Genomic DNA, 21,067 nt, shown 5'->3' on the forward strand with positions numbered 1-21,067 from the left:
TTTGGCCGCAATTTGTTTGTCGTATCTTATCAGTATTTCTAATTTTTCGCAATCAAATGCAAATTTCCCTCTGGAACAAGATTCTGAAATTACGTTGGATCAGCTAACAGAGAAGATAATTAACAATTGTATGAATGGAGACTTTAGATTGCTTAGGCTTGATTGGGGACAGGCAATCCACCAGCATCAAGAGTTTATTAAGCACGCCGCTGCAATAAATTCCGCAATTAAACATTTGCTTAAAAACCGTCAGGAAGATTTCATAAATTTTAAAGATTTCCTGAAAGCTGCGATTGCCTGCCGGATTGAAATGTTGGAGCATTATCAAGCTCCTTTATCAGCTGAAGGGCTAAGGCAGATTCAGCTAACCAAGAATGTTTTAATAAAGGACAATCGTTTAACCCAAGAGGTTCTATTGAAGGAGCTTAATAGGGTATTGAATCCTTTTAGGAATTGGTTTATCTATTTGTTTAGCGGAGAAAGAAAGGGTATTTTTAATAATACTTTTAAAAAACAGACTGAAAGGATATATTTGGTTGCGACTTGGGGGTGTTCTACGCAATGTGACCATTGTTATATTGCAAGTTTAATCCAGGTTACGATTTTTCCTTGGGTTTGGCTGGAAGAATTAGGAAGTATTAACTATTCTAAGCATGTTGATACATATAAAAATGATTTTTTAAGAGATTACTATGATTATGTTTTTGATAAAGATGCTTCGGATGTCGCTGATTTATTTAATATAGGGTCGGTCTCAACTTCCGGATTTGCTCTTGGTTCAGTAGGAGAGAGGGCTTTTGTGAAGTTCTTGCAAAACAAAAAAGCTATAGGAGGGATTATTATTAGTGTTGTGCAAAGCGCTTGGGTGCGCAAAATAGGCGTAGAAAAATATATCAGGTATTTGCAGAATATCGATGGATTGTTCCAAGCTCATGGAAGAAAAGGGACTTCTTTAATATATTTCGAGTTTTCTCTTAACCGCAGGACTGATCCTGAAAATTGGTTTGAGCCTGTTAAGGGTTTTCTTAAAACGAAGGAAAAAGTCTCGCCAAACTTAGTTTTAGAGAATGCCGGAAGAATGCGCCAACTCTTTGAATGCGGATTAATAAATGCTAATGTGGTTTCTTCAATGTTTACTCATGAAAACTATAGAAAATATTTTATAATTCCTGATGGGCAGGTTGTACGTGGAATTGGGTATGATAAAGATGATAATTGCGCAAGCTATAAAGTAGTTCCGGGTTTAGAAGGCATTGGTAATAAATTAATTAGATGCTGGTATTGCAGGAACAATTGTAATGGGGATAAGAGAATTAATTGTGTTGGTAGAAAAGATTATTTTGCCGCACAGGGGTTATCTTGTGCAGGAGGGTTTGCTGCGGAAGATGTGCGTGATTTGCATTGGGCGAAAAGGGTGAATAATCTACCGTTAAATTATGATGCAAGAAAAGAAGCGGTGTTGAAGGAAATTTACTCAAATACTAAAGTTGTTTCTGATCCTAATACTGTCGCTTATGTAAGGGAAAGAATCAAAGCGGCAAAAGAAAAAGTCCGCAATCATCCTCAATGCGATGGAAGAATTATTGTTCAGCTTCAGCTTATGGAAGAATGCCCAATCCGCGCCGGCCCAATGCCTAATTTGCATGCTGTTGTTAATCGTGAACACGAAACATCTTTCCAAAAAGCAATCTTCCTTGATACAACTGAAAGCCAATCCCTTCTTGATCCAGCCAACGAGTCCAAATTGCTAATCGGCCTTATACATGAAGCAAGAGCGCAGGCTTATCCGGCCAGCGCAGATGCGGAGAATGAAACCTTTGCCAGTATCTATTGTGGCGTTTCAATAGGAGATACAATTGAGGAGCTATTTGATCATGATCTTTGGCTTTTGCATCGTGACGAAGATCAATATGAAAATATCCCCCCGCAATTCGGGCATCCCAAGACTTACCTTAGGGAATTATTAGGAAACTCTAAAGTCTGGGTTGATGTAGGGTGTGGCTTGGGGGTTGCTGCAGTAAAACGGGCGTTTTTTGAAAAGTATCCGCTAAAAGTTTATGCTGTTGATATCGTTGATTGGGCAAAGAGGGTTGGGAAGATCAAAAAGTACTTAGCAGAGCAACACAGTTATCTTTGCCTTGAGGACTTTCTTGAGCTTCGCGGGAAAATGTTATCAAGCGGAAAGTTCTGTTTTATTGAGGATGATATGGCATCTGTTGTTTTGCCTGAGCCGCCGGATTTGGTTACAAATTTCTATGTATTGCAGTATATGCGCGATCCGTTTGCCGCGATAGTCAATATTTATAACCAGCTTGCATTATGGGGGAGGTTTGTTTTTGCGGTTGCTGTCCCTAAACGGGCAGGTGTTTTTAAACAATATGAATTACTATTTGATTACTTATACAATGAACACAGTGCGCTTGTTTTAAGATGGCATGACAATTCGTTGCCTGATGTTGAAACCTATTTAGTTGAGATAAACAAAAATCAGCCAGGTACTGTCCGGAATATATTTGAACTAAATAATTCTCAAGAAGTTTTTGTTAGGCTTAGCGTCCGTGATGAGAAAAGGGTTATTATCCGAGTTCCAGCTTATGCTGGAAAATCAGTTGTTAGAGAAAGCGCATTTTTATGCCTTAACCCAGGCTTGTTGCTCGCAGCGTTCAGCGGGAGCGGATATGCTATTGGGCAGTCCTCGTTAATAATTTGTTTAGGCATAATTGTATTGGGGTATTTATTGCTAACTATTTGTTTCAGTGATGATGTTGTGAGATTGCCAGAACCAAATCCCAGTGCCTTTACTTTATGGTCAAATTTACTTATAAATAAAAATAAAAGAAGAGGGATGCTTTTATTCGGCAATAGCGGAAGCGGTAAATCATTGCTTACTGCGCTTATGCTTGGTTTTGATGAATTCGGCATAAGAGTAAATCCTCAGCCTCAATGGTTATTCGGAGGGGATGATGTAATTAAAGGTATTCCTTTAGGGAATAAGCTTTGGGCAGGTTATGATTATAAGAGCCCTGTAATAACTAGTTACGACCCCGCAATCCAAAAACGGCTTAAGGAATTAGGCTTTAGGGATCTTAGAAGAAGAAATTTAATATGGACTAATATATTCCCGGTTAACATGTTTGTACCGGTTAAACTCGCAGTTTATTTAAATATTACGGATAATGATAAAAAATTAACTCTTGCCCGCGAACAGCTTTTTGAGAAAATTATTGGAACAATCCAATATTCATCTTTACCTCAATGGTTTTTAAATGCTTTCTCCGGAATAGAAATGTTGGAGGTGCCCATAGCAAGAAATCGCAGTATAAGAAATTATCCTCAGGCGGCTTTGCGGATAGAAGAAGCATGGCGCAGAAGTAGTTCAATAAAAAGACAAACTTCGACTTTATCGTGTTACGGTTTACTTTTGGCCACGATTCCTGTATTAACTAATGGTATCAGCCCTATTGTGCTGTTGTGTGGAGTGTCCGCCTTAGCAGTAATTACTCTTTGTATTGTTTCTTTATTTGCTCAATCAGGAGAACAGGCTTTACAGAATTTGAATCAGGATAATAGAAAAGGAATCAACCTGGGAGATTCTGGGGTTGTAATTATTAATGATTCGGTAATAGAGGCAAAGGCAGAAGTGCGGAAAGCATTCAATATGCTTGGCGATCTATTAGATAAGAAATCCGAAAACAAGAAAGTTAAATTAACAGATCAATTGCTTCATAAGTTTTTTATCCGGGGGATTGAAGCTTTGTGGGCTTTTGATTTTTTCAAAGGGGATATTGTAAACCAAGAGGAAATCAAAAAGAGGATAGCTAAAGCTATTGTGGTAATTTATGAGTACAAAAGATTAATGGAGGCATTTTGTGATTATGGTTCACAGTTAAGGAATTCCGACGCGGCAAATATGGAGTGGGGCAGGAATATGCTTGAATGTATTGATGCAGGAGTATTTGATGCGGAGTTTTTTGCTGGGTTTAATAATTTTGTTAATGTTCTTCAGGAAGCAGCGGGTAAATTGAGAGATTTTCTGCTTAATTCTTATGATCCTCATCGTGCAGCGTTGTCTCTTCGTCCTGTGATTAATACTGATATCAGGGCCTGCGGCTCTGATGAAGTTTATTGTAATGACGGAAGAATGACGAAGCCCGCTATTGCTAAAACCATAGAGGTTTTAAAACTTGCTAAAAGGCGGGGTTTGATTGAAGAATCCAAGACGGATTTATTTGAGGGAAAAATAAAACTCTACCATGTTTTTAATAACCTCAATCCGGGAGAGGATTTTTCTACAGTAAATTATCTTTGGCGTGAATCTCCAGCTAATTATTTGTTTGCAGTAGCTTTAAGAAATCCTGTAGAGGACGAAAACGGTGGCAGCCTTCCTCCTGGGATTTACATTCCATTCGCTTTGTATTTTTGGCTGGCGTTCTGCAACTTTGATTTATTCAAGGAATTGCTTGGATATGAAGAGAAAAATTTCTTAGGCCAGAAAGTAAAAGCAAAGGATAGAAGGTCTATTGTAGACAGGTTAAGCGCCAAGCCGCAATTGACAAAACAACAAAGGCCGCTAGTCGTAGCAAACTTGCTTACTTATTGTTTATTGTATGAGAAAAAACTGGCATTGCTGCAGGATTTGCGTCCTGCTTTTAAAGAAGCTTATGACAATCTAACAGCTAATCGTTTTAACACTGCTGAAATCCCGGAATTATTTAGCAGATTTTGCCTTGTTTCAGAAGATATTAACCATATATTTGGTTCATTTATAGGGTTATGGCATACGGTTGAGGGGGTATTGTCTGAATTATATAGGGATGTCGATAAGCTCGATAACCAAGAAGAGTTGAAAGTTCTCCAAACTTTATTTGAGTTTTTGGACAAGAATACACTTTTCTGGCAGAAACCAATTTCTCCGATTATCATGACTTTGATGGATACAGTTTCGTCTTATAGCTATATTGACAGCGTAGATAAAGAAGGATTTCCTTTGATGTCAGAGGTAATTAAGAATATGAGTATATCGCGCTGGCTATACCAAAAGTTTGCAGCAATCAGGAAACAATTAGGGATTTCTATTCAAAAGTGCATAATCTTGTTTCCTTTTGCCGGGCTTTTGCTTTGTTTGGGCGACCTGCATCGCGCGAAGTGGGGGATGAAGCCTACTAAAGCCGAGATTGAATCTGATATCTCCGGATCAAGCAGTTTTACAAAAAATACATATTTCTTAAAGGTAGTTGAGGATGCAATTACATTAGCTGAATCAAAAGATAACCGTGTAGCAAGGACATTGAGGGCAATCAAGGATTCTATAGTAGTAAGGGCAGGGCCCTTTACCTATATATGGGGAACTTTCCGCAACAATACACTCTACCTCGACCAAACATTACTAATTAACCCTTCCTTACGCGAAGAATTAGCCTTAACCCTTATCCATGAAGCAAGAAAGATTGCTTATCCTAAAGCCCAAGATGAAGAAAATGAGAATTTCGCAAGGCTCTGTTTCCGCGAAAGCAGCCATAAAATATCATTTACCTTAGATGAACTAGTTTCAATAATTCTAAACGAATGTACAAACGGAAACTTTGCTTCTCTTTCTCTGTATTGGAGCCAAAAAACATACCAATACCAGGAATTTATTAAACATGCCTGCGCTATTAATACTGCGATTAAGAAACTCATCTCCGAGTCAGTAACAGTAGATAAGGCTTTCCGGAAAGAATTTTTCAAAGCAGCAATCGCGACGAGAATTGATATGATTGAACATTATATGGCACCTCTTTCCGATATGGGTCGGGATTTGATTCATGATATAAAGCAAAGGATGGATAAGTTTACAGAAGATTCTTGCTTGGATATCATTGCAAGTCTTATGAAGCCCGATCGAGAACTCTTTATCAAATTATTTAATGAGGAGAGGTTAAGGATTATTGGTTATCAACTATTTGCTCCAAAAGTTGTAGCTACCTGGGGTTGTTCTGAACAGTGCGACCATTGTGATGGCGCAAGCCTGTTCCGGGTAGATTGTTTCCCATATATCTGGCTTGAAGAAGCCCAAGAACGCGGCTACCAGATTGACCATTACAAAAATGGGTATTTTAAAGATTACTATGATTTTGTTTATGATAAGGATGGGTCAAGTGTAGTCGCAAAGTTTGGTGCAAGCTTTGCTTATACCGCGCCAATTGAAGAAGGATCGGTAGCAGAGCGTGCTTTAGAAAACTTATGGTTAAGTTTTACTATTTATATCAGTCTTGCTCCGAGTGCATTCTGGCGCAGGGTTGGAACTGAAAGATATATGGATGCATTGATTAATATGGAGAGGATATGCCTGAATGCAAAAAATAGTAATATTGCTTATAAATATATTGCATATAGATTTTGCCGTTTAGATGATCCCCAGATGTATTTTGAGAATTTGTTTAAATGGGATAATATCGTAGAAGAATCAAGACAAGGGCAGCCTACTGAAATAAGTAATTGCGGGAGATACTGGCAGTTGGCTTCACTTGGAATATTGGATTTAACCCAGGCAAGTGGGTCGTTTGCTATTGAAAGAGAAGATACCGGCCGAATTTTTATTTTACCCGATGGCCAAGTTATTAGAGGATTGACTTGTGAAGACGATATCCATTTACGCCGCTATGAAACCGTTCCTTCTCTTGGCCCAATCAGCAAGAGGTCTATTAGGTGCTGGAATTGTCATTTTGATTGCCAAGGTAAGAATCAAGAAGGCTGTCCGGGAAGAAAGGCATATTTTACTGCACATGGATTATCAGAAACAGGCGGGTTTAGTGTTTATTGCGGCATTCCTTTGCCTGCAATCCGGGTATTATTCAAGGCATTTTCGATAATTAGTGTTGTGTTGCTATCTTTATTCATTAAAGGCTGTGGTTATATCCCAGGAATTGTTAAAGATGTTTTTGCCCAACAATCCTATTGTTCTGATAATTCAAAATATATTGAAGAAAACACGCGTGTTATTGATAGAAATGGAATTTCAGTTAGATATTTTGACGCAGGTGATGCTTTGGAAACAATTTTATTGGTTCCGGGATTTGATGAAACTATTGAAATATTTAGATGCAATGTTGAAGCTTTGGTCCAAGCAGGGTTTAGAGTAGTATGTTTTGACCTTCCGGGGTTTGGACAGACAGGTATCCCGGGTAATTTTGATTTTTCAACTGCAGCATACGCCGGCTTTATTCACGATATGCTCAATGGATTAGATATCCAGGAAGTCTATCTAACCGGGCATTCCATGGGAGGAAAAATAGTACTTAAATTCTGCTTACTATATCCGGAAATGGTAAAGAGGGCTGTAGTAATTAGCTCGGTAGGTATTGTTTCAAAAGATTCTTGGCTTGATTTTGCTATGGAGTTATTTCCTCAAACATTCGATAATCCTGTTAATGCGGCAATTTTAAATAGTGACGCTTTAGATCCTCTCAACGATGAAGAATTTGCTGCACTTTCAAATCTAAATATTCCATTTTCAATTCTCTGGGGTGAGGGAGATGTCATCGCCCAACCGTGGGAAGCAGCTGTTCTTTCCGAAAAACTTCATAATTCATCTGTAACTATTTATGATGACGCCGGGCATCTTGTTACGACAGAAGAAAGTACAAATGTTAACAGCTTGCTAATTAAATTCTTCCAATTCAGCCTTGCTTTTGCTGCGGTTTTAGCCTTAGGAGGATGTACAGAAGGTTTAAAAATTGCATCTTTAGAAATTGATAATGTAATGGCAGGGAAAGAGATATTTTTATTAGTAATAATCCTTTCATTTCTTGGCATTCTTAGTTTTTCTCGATCAAATTCAAATTTTCCTCAGGAAAAAAATTCAGTTAAAAAGTCAATCGAAGATTATTCTGAAATCACATTGGATCAATTAATAGAAAGGATAATTAACGATTGCAAGAATGGAGATTTCAGGCTGCTTGAGCTTAATTGGGACCAGGTAATCTATAGATATCAGGAATTTATTAAACATGCCTGCGCTATTAATACTGCGATTAAGAAACTCATCTCCGAGTCAGTAACAGTAGATAAGGCTTTCCGGAAAGAATTTTTCAAAGCAGCAATCGCGACGAGAATTGATATGTTTGAGCATTATAAGGCTCCTCTTTCGAGATTTGGGATTGATGTGGTTAGGGATATAAAAGAGCGCTTAGCCACTATTACCGAAGAAGTAGGCTTGGATGATTTAAATAAGCTTATGAATCCGGAGAATTCTGGGTTTTTTGCAAGGTTATTTGACCGTGAGTGGCAACGGGCTTTAGATGGAATAAGAGCAAAAGTAGTAGTTACCTGGGGCTGCTCTGAACAGTGCGACCATTGTGATGGCGCAAGCCTGATATGCATAGATTGCTTCTCTTGGCTTTGGCTTGTAGAAGCGAATAATCAAGGATTTAATATAGATTCTTTTAAGAACGGTTATTTTAAAGATTATTATGATTTTGTTTGTGATAAAGATGCATCTGATGTTATTGATTTATTCAATAGTACTTATGTTTATACTGCGCCGATTGAAGAGGGATCAGTTGGCGAGCGCGCCTTGAAAAAACTATTAAAGAACCTGAATCATAGATTCAATATTGCTGTTAGTATAGCTCCGAGTGCTTTCTGGCGCAGGATTGGCAATAAAAGATATGCCCAAACCCTAAGGAACATGGAAAGATTATTCCAACAGGAAGTCAACCCGCAATACCGTTTGGCATTTGATTATATTTTCTGGATATATAATTTTAAGCGAGCGGATGATCCTCCTATGTATTTTGATTATTTCTTCTTAGAAGAAAATGTCGTAAGCAAAGCCAAAGTAGCAGAGCATTATATAAATAATTGCGGTAGATACTGGCAGTTAAAGTCTGCCGGGTTGCTTGATGGAGAATGCGAAGCGAGTAATCAACTAAATCTAATTACATCAGACGTAGATCAGTATTTCATTTTACCCGATGGCCGGTGTATTAAAGGAGTATCTCGTAAAAATAGCATACCTCTGCGTTGTTATGAAACCGTTCTTTCGCTTGGACCAATCAGCAATGAAGCTATCACATGCTGGAATTGCCAGCTTATATGCGCAGGAAAAAAAGGAAGTTGCCCGGGAAGAAAGTCATATTTTGCCGCACAAGGATTATCGGAAACAGGAGGGTTTATTAATCAATCCGGAAATAAAGCAGGAAGAAATAGCTCTAGCAGTGCGTCATTTATAAGTCAGGGAGATAGATCTAAACACGAATTCCATTCTCGCTTAAATCTTATCAAACAAAATAACCTGTCGGCAATTTACAATAAGCGCTTGGCTGTCTTATTAAGCAATGTAGTCAAGAATCTACGGGCATTAGCAGGAAGAAGTAAGAAACCAAATGAAAAATTGCTCAATGATATAGGATGGCTTGGAACGTTGTTGGAGAAATTTGAGCGGGGCGAGTATAAAATATACGGTTTTAATGCGATTGTAAATGGTTCGGATGACTTTTTCCTGGGGTGGCATGATATAAGCAGAAGCGAGATGTATATTTCTACTGATATAGTAACAGATTTTAAAAACGAAGGTTCTAATAATCTCATAGATCACTATTTGATTCATGAACTTCTTTGTCCAATATTCGAGCACTACCCGTCTATTAGGGTGCAGCAATTACTTTTGCCTGGAGATTATCCAGACAAAGAGGCGCTTAAGGGTCAGGCTCCGAATAACCCATATAAAGGGCTTTTAGGACAACAGTTAAGGAGGTTTATCAATCGAAAGGTGGATAGTATCCAAGCCGTATTATTTCTTTCTGAATTGGATGGAGATCGTCCTAAGGAGGTTAAAGTTTCTCCTGAGGTAAAAGAAAAAATTGAGGCTCGGGAAGAACAGGAGTATAGAAGGACAGTTGAAGAAGAGAGTAACGAATATCTAGAACATCTTGCAAGAGAATCAGGTGTTGATATCAAGGAAGAGACGGAAGAAGAAATCCGGACGCGAAGGAGATTACAAGATAAACTTGAGTATAAAGGTGATTTTGGGGAAAGCGACAAAGAATTAATGGAATTTTACTCGGTTCGTTCCAGGCAAATTATTAATTCTGAGAAGTTAACCTTGCAGATGGTAGCGGAAACGCGTGAAAGAATCAAGATCGCCAAAGGGTTCGAGGATTTCGCGTTAATTACAAAGCCGCTTCTTGAGCTTATTGAACCAATTAAAGGGATGTTGCAGAAATTGGACGCTTGGCAGTATTTTATTGGGAATAAGAAAACGGATGAGAAAGAATTAAAGAAGCAGATTTTATTGGTTATTGATGTAATTTATAAATACCTTGAGAATAAAGCTAAGATTGAGGCGGAAAAAGAAAAACCCATACCTATAGAAGAGCCGCAAACGCAAACAGAAGGATCTCTTATGGGTGTTTTAAAGGGCGATGAGGTTGTTATACATCCCGAGCAGCAAATTAACGCACAGTTATTTCATAGATTCCGGGTTTTGAAGCATGCTTGGGAAGATTTTAAGAAAAAATGGAGGATTGTTAAGATAGATGCGTTGACAATTCAGGTCAAGTCGAATATGAATATGCCGGTTTTATTGGAAGAAGCCATTCATTTGACAGAACAGCCTTTAGCTGAATTCTATAAAAAGGAAGTAAGAAATTTGGAGGTATTAGATATTGTGCGGCAACAAAATCTAAATGGCGCATATGAATATTATCTCGTTATGGAAAAGGCTATGAGAAATAATAAGTGGCAGTTTGCTATAAAACCGATTCGCACAAATATGGACATGCAACAAAAAACATTAGTATTAAAAGAAGGATTGGATAAAGATGCCTATGTTTGGCGTATCATAGAAGATTGGAGTAAAGTTAGCCAAGAGGTAATCAGGAAAATAAATGAAGAAGAAAAGCTCGCATCCGAAAATAATACTAAGCCATCTGTCCGTCCACAAGATAGGGCACGTCAGGACGACATAGATATTTATGATCTTGCTGAAGATGATAGTAATTCTTCTTCACAAAAAAGCTTTTGTTTTGGCCTGTTGCTCGCAACACTCCCTATTTTGGCGAATGAAACTAGATTTATATCACTGTGGTTCCTGCTAAGTATTTTAGCTATAGGAGCTTTGTTCCTGTTTAATATTTCCCATTTTTCCCAATGGGGAGTGCCCGGAGATAAGCCTAATGATTGCTTGGAGCCAAGTGTAATTAAGCAATTAAGCCAAGATCCTAATTCAGCTTTCTTTGCGCTTGATGATGCAGTTTGCCAGGATATAGCAAAAAGAGCAATTAGAATTTCTGCTCCGGAAAAAGGAGTTCCATTTATTATCGCAGGACAGAAGTTAGACTCATTTGCAAATGATAATCCGGTAATATTCATCGTTACAAAAGGGCAAATTAAGATAATTACTCAAAAAGAAGAAAATATAATTATCCCCAATGTTCCGGCGTTATACGGCGAAATTATATTCTTCACAGAAAATGGAGAACGTACTGCAACGGTTTATGCTGATTCGGATGATTTAATCTTGTATGCTATTTCAAAAAAGGATGCAATTGAGTTAATAAAGCAATATCCCGAATGGCATATTTTGCTTTCTAGTATTTCTAGTGTACGCAAAGCATTCCCAAGGGGGTTAGATGATTCGCTAGTAGATGGGCGTGCACAAGGCCAAGAGGCCTGGACTAATACTTTCTTGAATCTCGACAGTCTTCAAGCAATGCTAAGTGTTGAAGATGAACGAGGTTCTGTGGGATTAGAATATGATTTATCCAAGATCTTTCGGAAATTATTTGCTATGTATATAAACCCGGAAGTGCAGCAGGAAGATAGGATAAAGATGCGTCAGGCAGCAAGGTACTTGATTATGTCTGCATTGGCCGCAGGGATAAGGAATGAAGGAGTCTCGAGTGTAATTGTGGCGATGTGGAGGGAATACGCAAAACTAATTTCAGGAATTGATAATAGAATAAATGCAGAGGTTAGGAATTTGTTTGAAGAGGTTATCACTATGCCATCTGATGATAGGCTATCAGGCATGTTTTTGCCTTCTGATCTTTCGCAATTGCTGCAATCTTGGCGTAATCATTTGAAGAATATAAGAATGGACTTGCTTTTGCTGTCTTTGTGGAATAAAGGGGACGGTTCTAATTTGCGCTGTTCTGGTTTGTTGCTCGCAGTGATTACATTTAATGCATCTTCATGGGTGGTTGTATTCTTTATCTTTATAATGGCCTTTTGTATTTTATGTTTTGCTCAATCAAGCCCCGCTGATATTAAATATTATTTGAAGCAGAATTTGCAAAAGGTGCGCGTGGGTATAGTTTCTTTGACTCGAAGGAAAAAACGCTTGGAATATCTTAAGAAAGCACTTCTTGGGATGCCACCTGAAGGTCAACGCTGGAGGATTTCTTCTTTAGCCCGTTTCATCGGATATTCAGAAGCCCATGTAATATTGGACTTAATCGCAATGAATTGCCTAATAGATTCGGAACATTTGGATCTAAAAGCGGCCTCTTACCTCAAATCTTCATTCTTTGACTGGGCGAAACCTTTATTACCGGAATCAATCCTTCATTTGCTGGATAATACCAAGAAAATTGGTTATAAGTTAAGCCCGGATGTTTTTATGGAGGAGTTAATTAACATAGCCCGTTCTGGCGCTCCGTTGACTCAGGATGTAGTATCAAAAGGCCTATCTTTATTAATAGAAGCGTCTTCGTTAGATAATGGTTATGGTATTACAAATCTAGCTGCAGAGCAACTAAGCGAGTATTTGAGTTATTTTGAAGGAAGCCCTGAGTGGATTTTGGTAGACGGAGAAGACTATTTTCAGAAACTGCTTTTAGAAGACGGTAGAATCAACACTTTTACTCAATTACCGGAGATAAAAGTAAGGGAATACACAGTTCCTTTAGAAGAATTTGAGGATATTTTAGTTAAAGGAGAAGGAAGGTTAACGCAACCTGAAGAAAGGATAATATTTAAAGCTCTTCATGCAAAAAACATAACGGATGCAAAAAGGATGGAGATCTTTAAGTTTTTGAATCTTCGCTACCTTCCTGTTGTTTATGGCTGGGTTAAAAAAATGCCGCCAAATTACCCGTTAAAGCCGGAAGAAGCTATTGCTTATGGCAGGTATGGGTTATTGCGTGCAATTTGTGATTTTAGATTTGATGAATATGAGGTTAAATTTGTTACTTATGCTACATGGTGGATTAAGGGAAAAATCGGGAATGCTGCGAGAAAAATCAGGAGAACAAAGGATAATGCTAAAGGCGATTATGGCAGAGAAGATAATCTTGGTGTAGAAGCTTTAGCGTCTAAAGATTCCGGTTGTGCTACTAGTGAGCAGATAGAGGGGCTTAAGCCTTATTTAAGCCTTTTAAAAGTTGATAAACGAATTATTTTAAAGCTATTGTTTGGAATTGGGGCAACTCGTTCCTATCTTCTTCAAGATGCAGCTTTGCTTAGTGGTGTTACCCGTGCGCGTGTTCATCAGATAAAGAAAGCCGTAATAGCAAAAGTCCGCTCAATGGTTAAAAGCAAAAATGAGTTTAATCCCCAGTTTGACGATAATAGTGATGTTTATTTATTTGAGGTTATGCATGTCCACTGGAAAAACCCGCTTTTTCCTGTTTTAAAACGGTTTGGCAGGGCGAATCTTGAAAGGATAAATGCTATTCTTTCCCGCCGGCCACGAGCCAGCCCCGGGTTACTTGCAGAGATAATTAAAAATGATGCTATGTGCGCTGTTTCAGAGGGTAAATTCATTCTTGGGAAACCAACTGGTTTTTATGAAAGGATTCCCCTTGTAACTCAAGGAAGAGTCCCTCATGCTACTTGGCATGATGCAAAAGGCGTTCTGCATCCCATAGAAACGCAGCATCCTATTCATTCAAAGGTTAGGTTTGGTTTTCTTTCTAGCGCAGATATTATAAAAAGATACCCGTATGCCAAATATATGCTTCCTTTTCGTGAGCAACTTTTGTTTGTTGCAGAAGAGATAACAGAAAAGCAAAAGTTAAAGTATTATCTTTTATCTAAAGAAGAACCTTTCTTAAGGCGTGTAGATATCAGACAGGAGGATTTTACAGTTTGGCTATCAAGAGAGAAAAAATACCTGGATGATGACGTCATTGATTTTATTGAGCAGCTTCCATTTGCGCGTCGTCCGCGGTACGCACTAAGAGGAAAGACGCATCTTCATGGCTCATGGGATAATGGCAATGAATTAGTGAGTAATTGTCCGAGGGACCAAGGGGAGAATACAGTATATTCTTTGATTACAGCAAGGGAATTAAAAGAAGATCTCCCTGGATTGGGAGAATATCTTCCTAAACAAAATCAATTGCTTTTAACCGCGGAAACAAAAAAAGGGGTAATTTATTATCGGTTTATTGATAAAGAATCCCACCTGGAAGAATTATTTTATTTAACTAAAGGAACCGGAGAAATCTTTCTTGGTGATAATTGTAGTAAGGGCAATAACAATTTGGCCCCCGATTTTATCAAGAATGGTATTTTTGATAACCGAAAGATTTTTCCGATGAGCCCCAAGGGTTTTGTTACATTAACTTGGGATGAAGGACGAGTCTGCCTTGGTTGCTGGAGAGATGATTCAGGAAACGCGCATCCGGTTGAAGTGTTTCTGCGGAAGATGGGCCCAGATAAAAACATCCATGTTACTTGCTTCTTTTCCAAGCCGGGATTCTTGGGTTATCCTGCACAATGGATGCTAAAATTTAAGCCGGTAAGAGATGATAATAGAAAGACGGTTTATTATTGTCGGTTTGAGGATTTTGGTAGGCATTTAGATCCATCCCCTCAGGCAGGCAAAACCGCTCTAGTCCAGAAATTGCCTTGTTTTGGAGTATTGTTGGCAGCAGCACCAATTGTTATTAATCCATCGTTTTCTTCTTTAGCCTTTTGGTTAATCGCGGCATTATCCTTCTTGAGTTTTATCCAGATCTTTTTCTCTCGGACTAGGCACGTATCTTCTATACCTTATGCAGGAATTGAATTAGATAAAGGCGGTAGGCCTGCCAGTGAAATCCCCGAGGAAATCATTCTGATTAATGAAAAAAGCGGCAAGAGTTTCTCATTAATAAAAAGCGGCGTGAGATTTAATTATGAATTCCGAACAGCAGGCAGCGAGAGCGACAATAATACTTTGGTTCAGTACGAGTATATTCTAGGTAGAGAATGTAATTTAAGTGATTGTTTCTTAACTCCTTTCATGGGTCAGGGTTTTGGAAAGGCAATTGTTGGATATCTGGCGCGCAAAGCCTACGATTTAGGTTTTAAGCTAAGAATATCCCTGACTAATTCAGCTGAACTATTGCATTTATTAAGTTTTTTTACTGAAGATATCGAAGTTAAGGCAAGAAGCGCTGATGATTCTAGCTTCAGGCCACTCAGGGGAGAATTGAGAAATCAAAAGAACTTCGCAATGATTGGTTTAAATTGCCCCGATCTCGATACTATCGGTTTTATTGTTTATGATTTGGATACGATGAGAGTATTAGCTACTAATATTAAATGGCTTCGTCTGGGTACTGCTTTGTATTTCAAAGAGGATATGACTGTTTTGTTAGCTTTAGATGAAGAAGCAATCGGCTATATTATTGATGTTGAGAAATTCTGTTTCCGCGGTAAGCCGCGAAAAGAAATCTTTGATAGCAGGACTGTTTCTCAATCCAAGATAGAAACTGTTTCTAGTCCAATCGGGAAAGTGTCCCCTTCTAAGAGTTTAGGTTCTTTATCAATTTTAGCGCCAAGTTTATTTTTCTTAAATGACTATGGGCAAATTCCTGTTTTGGCAGCTGAAACAGGAGGGGTGATGCCACACGCTCCGCCTATTCTGATTTTAGCTTTTGCTGCAGTTATTTATGTAGTTTATTCATTGGCCTTTGCGCAAAACAATATAATCCCCTTCCATAGAAACAACTCAACAAGAAAATTAAGTCTTCCAATTTGGCCGCAAGATATCCCTAATTTTAGGAAATGGTATTTTCCTCGAGGGGCAAGTTTCAATTCAATTAATGATTGGGATGCTGGACTGCAGCGTTATTCTGTTTTTGGTTTGTCGCCGCATTCTGGGATAGATTTTTGCAAATATTTCGATAAACATGGCAGGGTACAAAATATACCTTTTGTTGTTGTAAGAGCTATTGCGAAAGGCAGCGTCCTATCGGTAATAAATTATCAAAATAATGGTTTACCGGCTCTTTCTCTGAATAGTTATATAGAGATTAATCATGGCCAGAGGGTTGTTTCTCAATATTGCCATTTAGATAATATTTTGGTTCAGGAGGGGCAAGACGTTGTTTGCGGACAGCCTATTGCCTATCTCTGGCCGGATAACGAAAAATTCAAGCCTTTTATTAAAGATCGGCATTTACATTTCGGTATTTGTTTAAAGAACGAAACTGCTGATGTACGGAAGGATATTTCACGATTTCAATTCTTATCGGATACTCAAACTTCCGTAGATCCTTTATTCCTTCTTAGGCTATGTGACGGTTTTTCATATAAACAGGACCCCGATTCTTCTGTATTATTAAATGAAAAAAAATCCGAATTGTGTAGAATCACCTTAGAGAAAATATTAATTTTCTTTAAAAATAAAAATCAAATCGAAGAAGTGCCATCAAAGAATCATTGCTGTGGGGTTTTATTGGCTACTCTTCCAGTGTTGGCGCTTGAGGCGAAAGTGGTAAGTATTGCTATTTTAGCAGTAGTATCTGTAATTGCGGTTGTCGGATTACTTTTGTGGTATTGGCATAATAAAACAAAAGATAAAAATATGCCTCAAGCTGATTTTGTATTTAAGCCGGCTAAATTTGAGTTATTCAAAAATAACCTTCCTGTTTATGTAAAGGCAGCCCCGTTATTAAATAAAAATAAAAAGGCAATGGAGGTTTTTGAATTCTCTCCACTTAGTTGGCAGATGACAGGCGGAGGCGAATTTAACATTCTTGCCGAAGATATCTCGGTAGTTCTTCGTTTATCCAAAAGGCTCATTTATTTGTTAAGAAAAGACCCAAGCGATTCAGAAGGTATCTTAATTCAAAGACTAAAATATGTGTCAGGCGAAATATTTAAAACAACCTCTGTGGATTGGATACCCGTAAATGAGCGCATTTACAGATATCCGTTGGGAAATAATTTTCAGCTTTATTCTCTCTGTTTGGGTAAAACAAATGTGTTTAAATTATTCAATGCTTCGGCAAGTAAGCAAAAAGTTAAAATTTATCGTGCCCAGGTTTTTGAAGTAGAGAAGAGAAGAATAATCAGCCAGGTAATCCCCGGCTTATGTAGAGCTATCGGGAAATGCTTGTTTATGCCAGCGAGGGTAGCATTTAAGCTTTTTGACCCGAGGGTTTGGTTAAAGCTTTTTGTTGGTTTTGTTAAGATTATTATTCTTTGCCGCAGGGCTGTTGCTTATCTTGTGTTAGGAGTGTTAATCCTGGGAGCGGGATACGGAGTTTATAATTATTGTATCCAAGTCCGGGACAATGTTATGGGCGTACCAAGTGCAGTAGTTAAGTTGGCGAAGGAACATCCCGAGATACATTGGCGTGACCGTACTCAGAACAGAATACTTACTACTGATAAAGAAACAACTTTTGCGATCCACAAGGCTCTTGAAGCAGCAAAGCAGAATCGTAAGGAAATTCCTTTTAATGTGATTGTTTCAGACGGAGAAGACAATGATCCTATGCGTAATTATGAATTCAGTATTTTCACCGAGGGAGTAACCGGTGGAGTTACACGGCAGGATGTAAAAGTGCCAACATTGACCCCATCAGGCTTGCAGAAACTTCAAAATGTTCTTTTTCAGGGGGATTTACGTGAAAGGATGAATAATTTGTTGTTAGTGGCATTTATGTTAAGAGCAATTATTTGGATGCCGATTGTATTAAGCATTAGTTTTATATTTTACGGGATTTGGCATTTATGGAGAAAGTATAGCGAAGAAGCAGATATGAAGAAAATACGTGATTTTGCTGCTCAGCCTAGGATTTGGAAGGAGATGCTTGAAAGCGGGGATAAAGAACTCCAAGATAATTTAGCTCTTTATGGCAGCCAAGGAGGCAGGCTGTCAGGAGAAATCCAGGATGCGTATGGAAGGTTTATCGATCCAGAGACAGACAGGCCTATAAGCCAAGAGAAGAAAGAGAGGCAAGAGGAGGCAAATAAAGCTTTGAGAGAAAAGAATTTACGTAAATACGCCCCTGATCTTAGAGGGATTGACTATAAAGCAAAACGGCAATCACTAGAAGGAAAGAATGATAATCTATCTTGTTTTGGCCTTCCGCTTGTTGCCGCAATTCCGATCTTAGCTAATGATACGGGATTTGTAACAACTCTTGCCCCTCCGATTGTAATAGCCATATTATTGTTGATTTTATGTGTTTTGAAATTTTCCTGCTTAAACCGTTTTACAAGTCGACTAATCTCCGGTTTCATTAACAACCTCAGGCATTTCCTAAGAATTATATATATATTTCTTTATAAAAAGAGCGCTGTTTATTTTGAAGCTATGGAAAAAGAAGCTTTGCATAATCTGCTTGAAGAAATTGGCCTGAAATATCCAGAAAGCTGGTTTACAGATATAAAGAATTTCCCGGAAGTTAAAAAAGCATATAAGGGGGACTTATTAGCTTTTGTAAAAGACATAAGAAATAATTTTGATTATCCGCGCACGATTATATCTCTGGCATATTTGGCACTGATGCATTATTTAAAACATCCGACAACTACCAATTTGGGCCGGCATAGCTGGATGATTGAAGATTTAAGAAAGAGGCTGCCGGAGATTATTGATAGAAAAATTAATTCTAAAAACCCAGAAGATAAAATGCTAACGGTTTGGGACTTGGGCAGTGGCCATCTTGAACCGGTCTTACTTGCTTCTGTGATACTTGAGGAATTCGATCAGCATGCAAACTGGGGCAGGCCGGGAGAGAAGATAAAAGTCGTCATAAAGGCGGTAGACATAGACTCTGGAGTTGGAGAAAGAATAAATCAAATATTAGAAGATGGCTTTCCTTATGACGTTGAAGGTATTCTAATTAAACAGCGGCTTACTCCCGTATCTGTCAAGAATCTAATTGAAGAATATATTGGTTTTGTGCATAAGGAAGAAAATCGAAAGAGGATAAAAGATTTTGGAATGATTGAATTTGTAAGAGAGAGCATCGCCGATAAAGAGCATCTGTTGGATCCTGCAATAGAAAACGGGGATATCTTTTATATAAGCTATGTGCTTTGGGAATTAAATCATGCTGCTAAGATGCGGGTTTTAGAGAGTTTCAAGAATATTAAAGAAGGCGCCCTGGTTTATTTAAGGGATATGATTAATGTCAAGAAGCTGCTTAAAAGAATTGGTGTTAAAACAGTTTCTATTTATTCTCCCGAAACAGATATTGAATATAGTTCAGCAGCACACGTGCTTATTAAAGGAGTAAAGAGGCCAAAGTTGCTGGATCGCTACTATGGAAAATGGCATAGAATTGCTTTACCTCCATATTCAGATGTAATATTCACAGAGGTTTTTGAAGCTGTTAGTGATGATGATATTGCTTTGTTGGCGCAACGGGAAGCGCAAAGTGGAGATTTTGTGCGGATTTCTAAGATGATCCAGATGTATCTTGGGATGGCAGGTTGTTATGGAGAAGAAAAAGATGCTAAGGCTGCAAATTTTATACGTAAAATAATCAGTCTAATCTCCGATCATAACGCATTTATATCCGTGTTCTTATCATCGTTAACTCCTTACCGAAGGCAGGATTATGAATACTTGAGAGTTAAATTATTAAAAATCATGGAGTCAGATTATTCTGGTTTTAGTTTACGTTTTCAAGAGCGATGGGAAGCACATTTTAAAAGAACGGTTTCTGTAGATGAGGCTATTAGGATATTAAAGTCGGCAGTTGCCACTAAGAAACCGCTTGTTGTGGCTATAATAGGAAAAACCGGCGCAGGTAAAACATGGTTTACTAAAAAAGTTGCGGAATCTTTAGCTGGTGTGCGAATATTTTGTAATGATTTGGTAACATCGCCTGCTGCGATAGCTACGATTGCCGATGAGATCGCTGCGTTAAGAGATAATGACGGGGCAGAATTAGTTTTAGTGGAAAATGCCGACGCAGAGTCTTTATTATTAAATTCAGGGATTAAATTCGATTCTATCTTTGAAATCTGTGCGGATAATTCTACGCGCTCCAGAAGGATTAATGCAGATGCTCAAGGTGGAATTGAAAGGGAATTGCTTTTTGATGAGCTTTCTATGCCAACTTCTACAGTTCTAACCGGTATATCTGCAGATGTCTTTGTAGATAATTCAATTGATTGCACAAAGAAAGATGTTCGTAGCGATGGATGGGATGCGCAATGCAACTTTGCCTTTAGCGGAATATTGGCATTACCGTATTTTCATTTGGAACCGATAATAATTATTTTTGCCGCAGTTGTTTTATTCTGTTTCCAATTTGCTCAAGATAATAGTTTAGCTTTAGCTCAAAAATCTCCTGTGACTGAGACATTTTTTGTCCCTAAAGGTGTCCAGTATATAACTATTAAAAAGGTGCAATATTGTAGGTTGGTTTATTATTGTGAATATTTGGAAAAAAGAGGGTTTAAGAATATTATTGGCCTGCAATTTGAAAGAGATGACAAAGAGATTGGAATCTATGCGATTTGTATGGGAGAAAAAAGCAATAAGGAAAAAATATTTGCTGATTCACTGACCCTTGATGAAGAAGGCTGTCCCCTTGGAGCCGAACTTAATAAAAGCAAAAGGATTTGTCTTAATACAGCAATTCTTCAAAATGGCAAACCGATTGAATTGTTTGTATCCGAAGATGCAGAAGTAGGTTTTTATTTTACGGTAGTTAATAGCGCAAAAGCTAATTTAACCGGCCTTTTACTGGATTCCATGCTTAAGCGTGAGGATATACGCGTAATTATATTTCAAGGTATAGCCCAACAACAACGGCTTGAAGTTAGAAAAAGGGAAGGCATGAGATTGGAATCTGGGAAGTTATTGGCTTATTTAGATCTTGATGATCAGGGGCATCCTGTCGGT

At 38.2% G+C, this 21,067-nt stretch carries 1 protein-coding gene (running past one end of the window); it reads left to right on the forward strand.

What is annotated here, in order from left to right:
• On the forward strand, positions 1–21,067 hold part of the coding region annotated (galE, locus tag PHO70_01135) for a UDP-glucose 4-epimerase GalE (GenBank protein MDD5431584.1) (this coding region is incomplete at its 3' end). 103,505 nt of the annotated region lie to the left of the window's left edge; 21,067 of 124,572 annotated nt are visible.

It is taken from the genome of Candidatus Omnitrophota bacterium (assembly GCA_028715415.1).
Lineage (GTDB): Bacteria > Omnitrophota > Gorgyraeia > Gygaellales > Profunditerraquicolaceae > JAQURX01.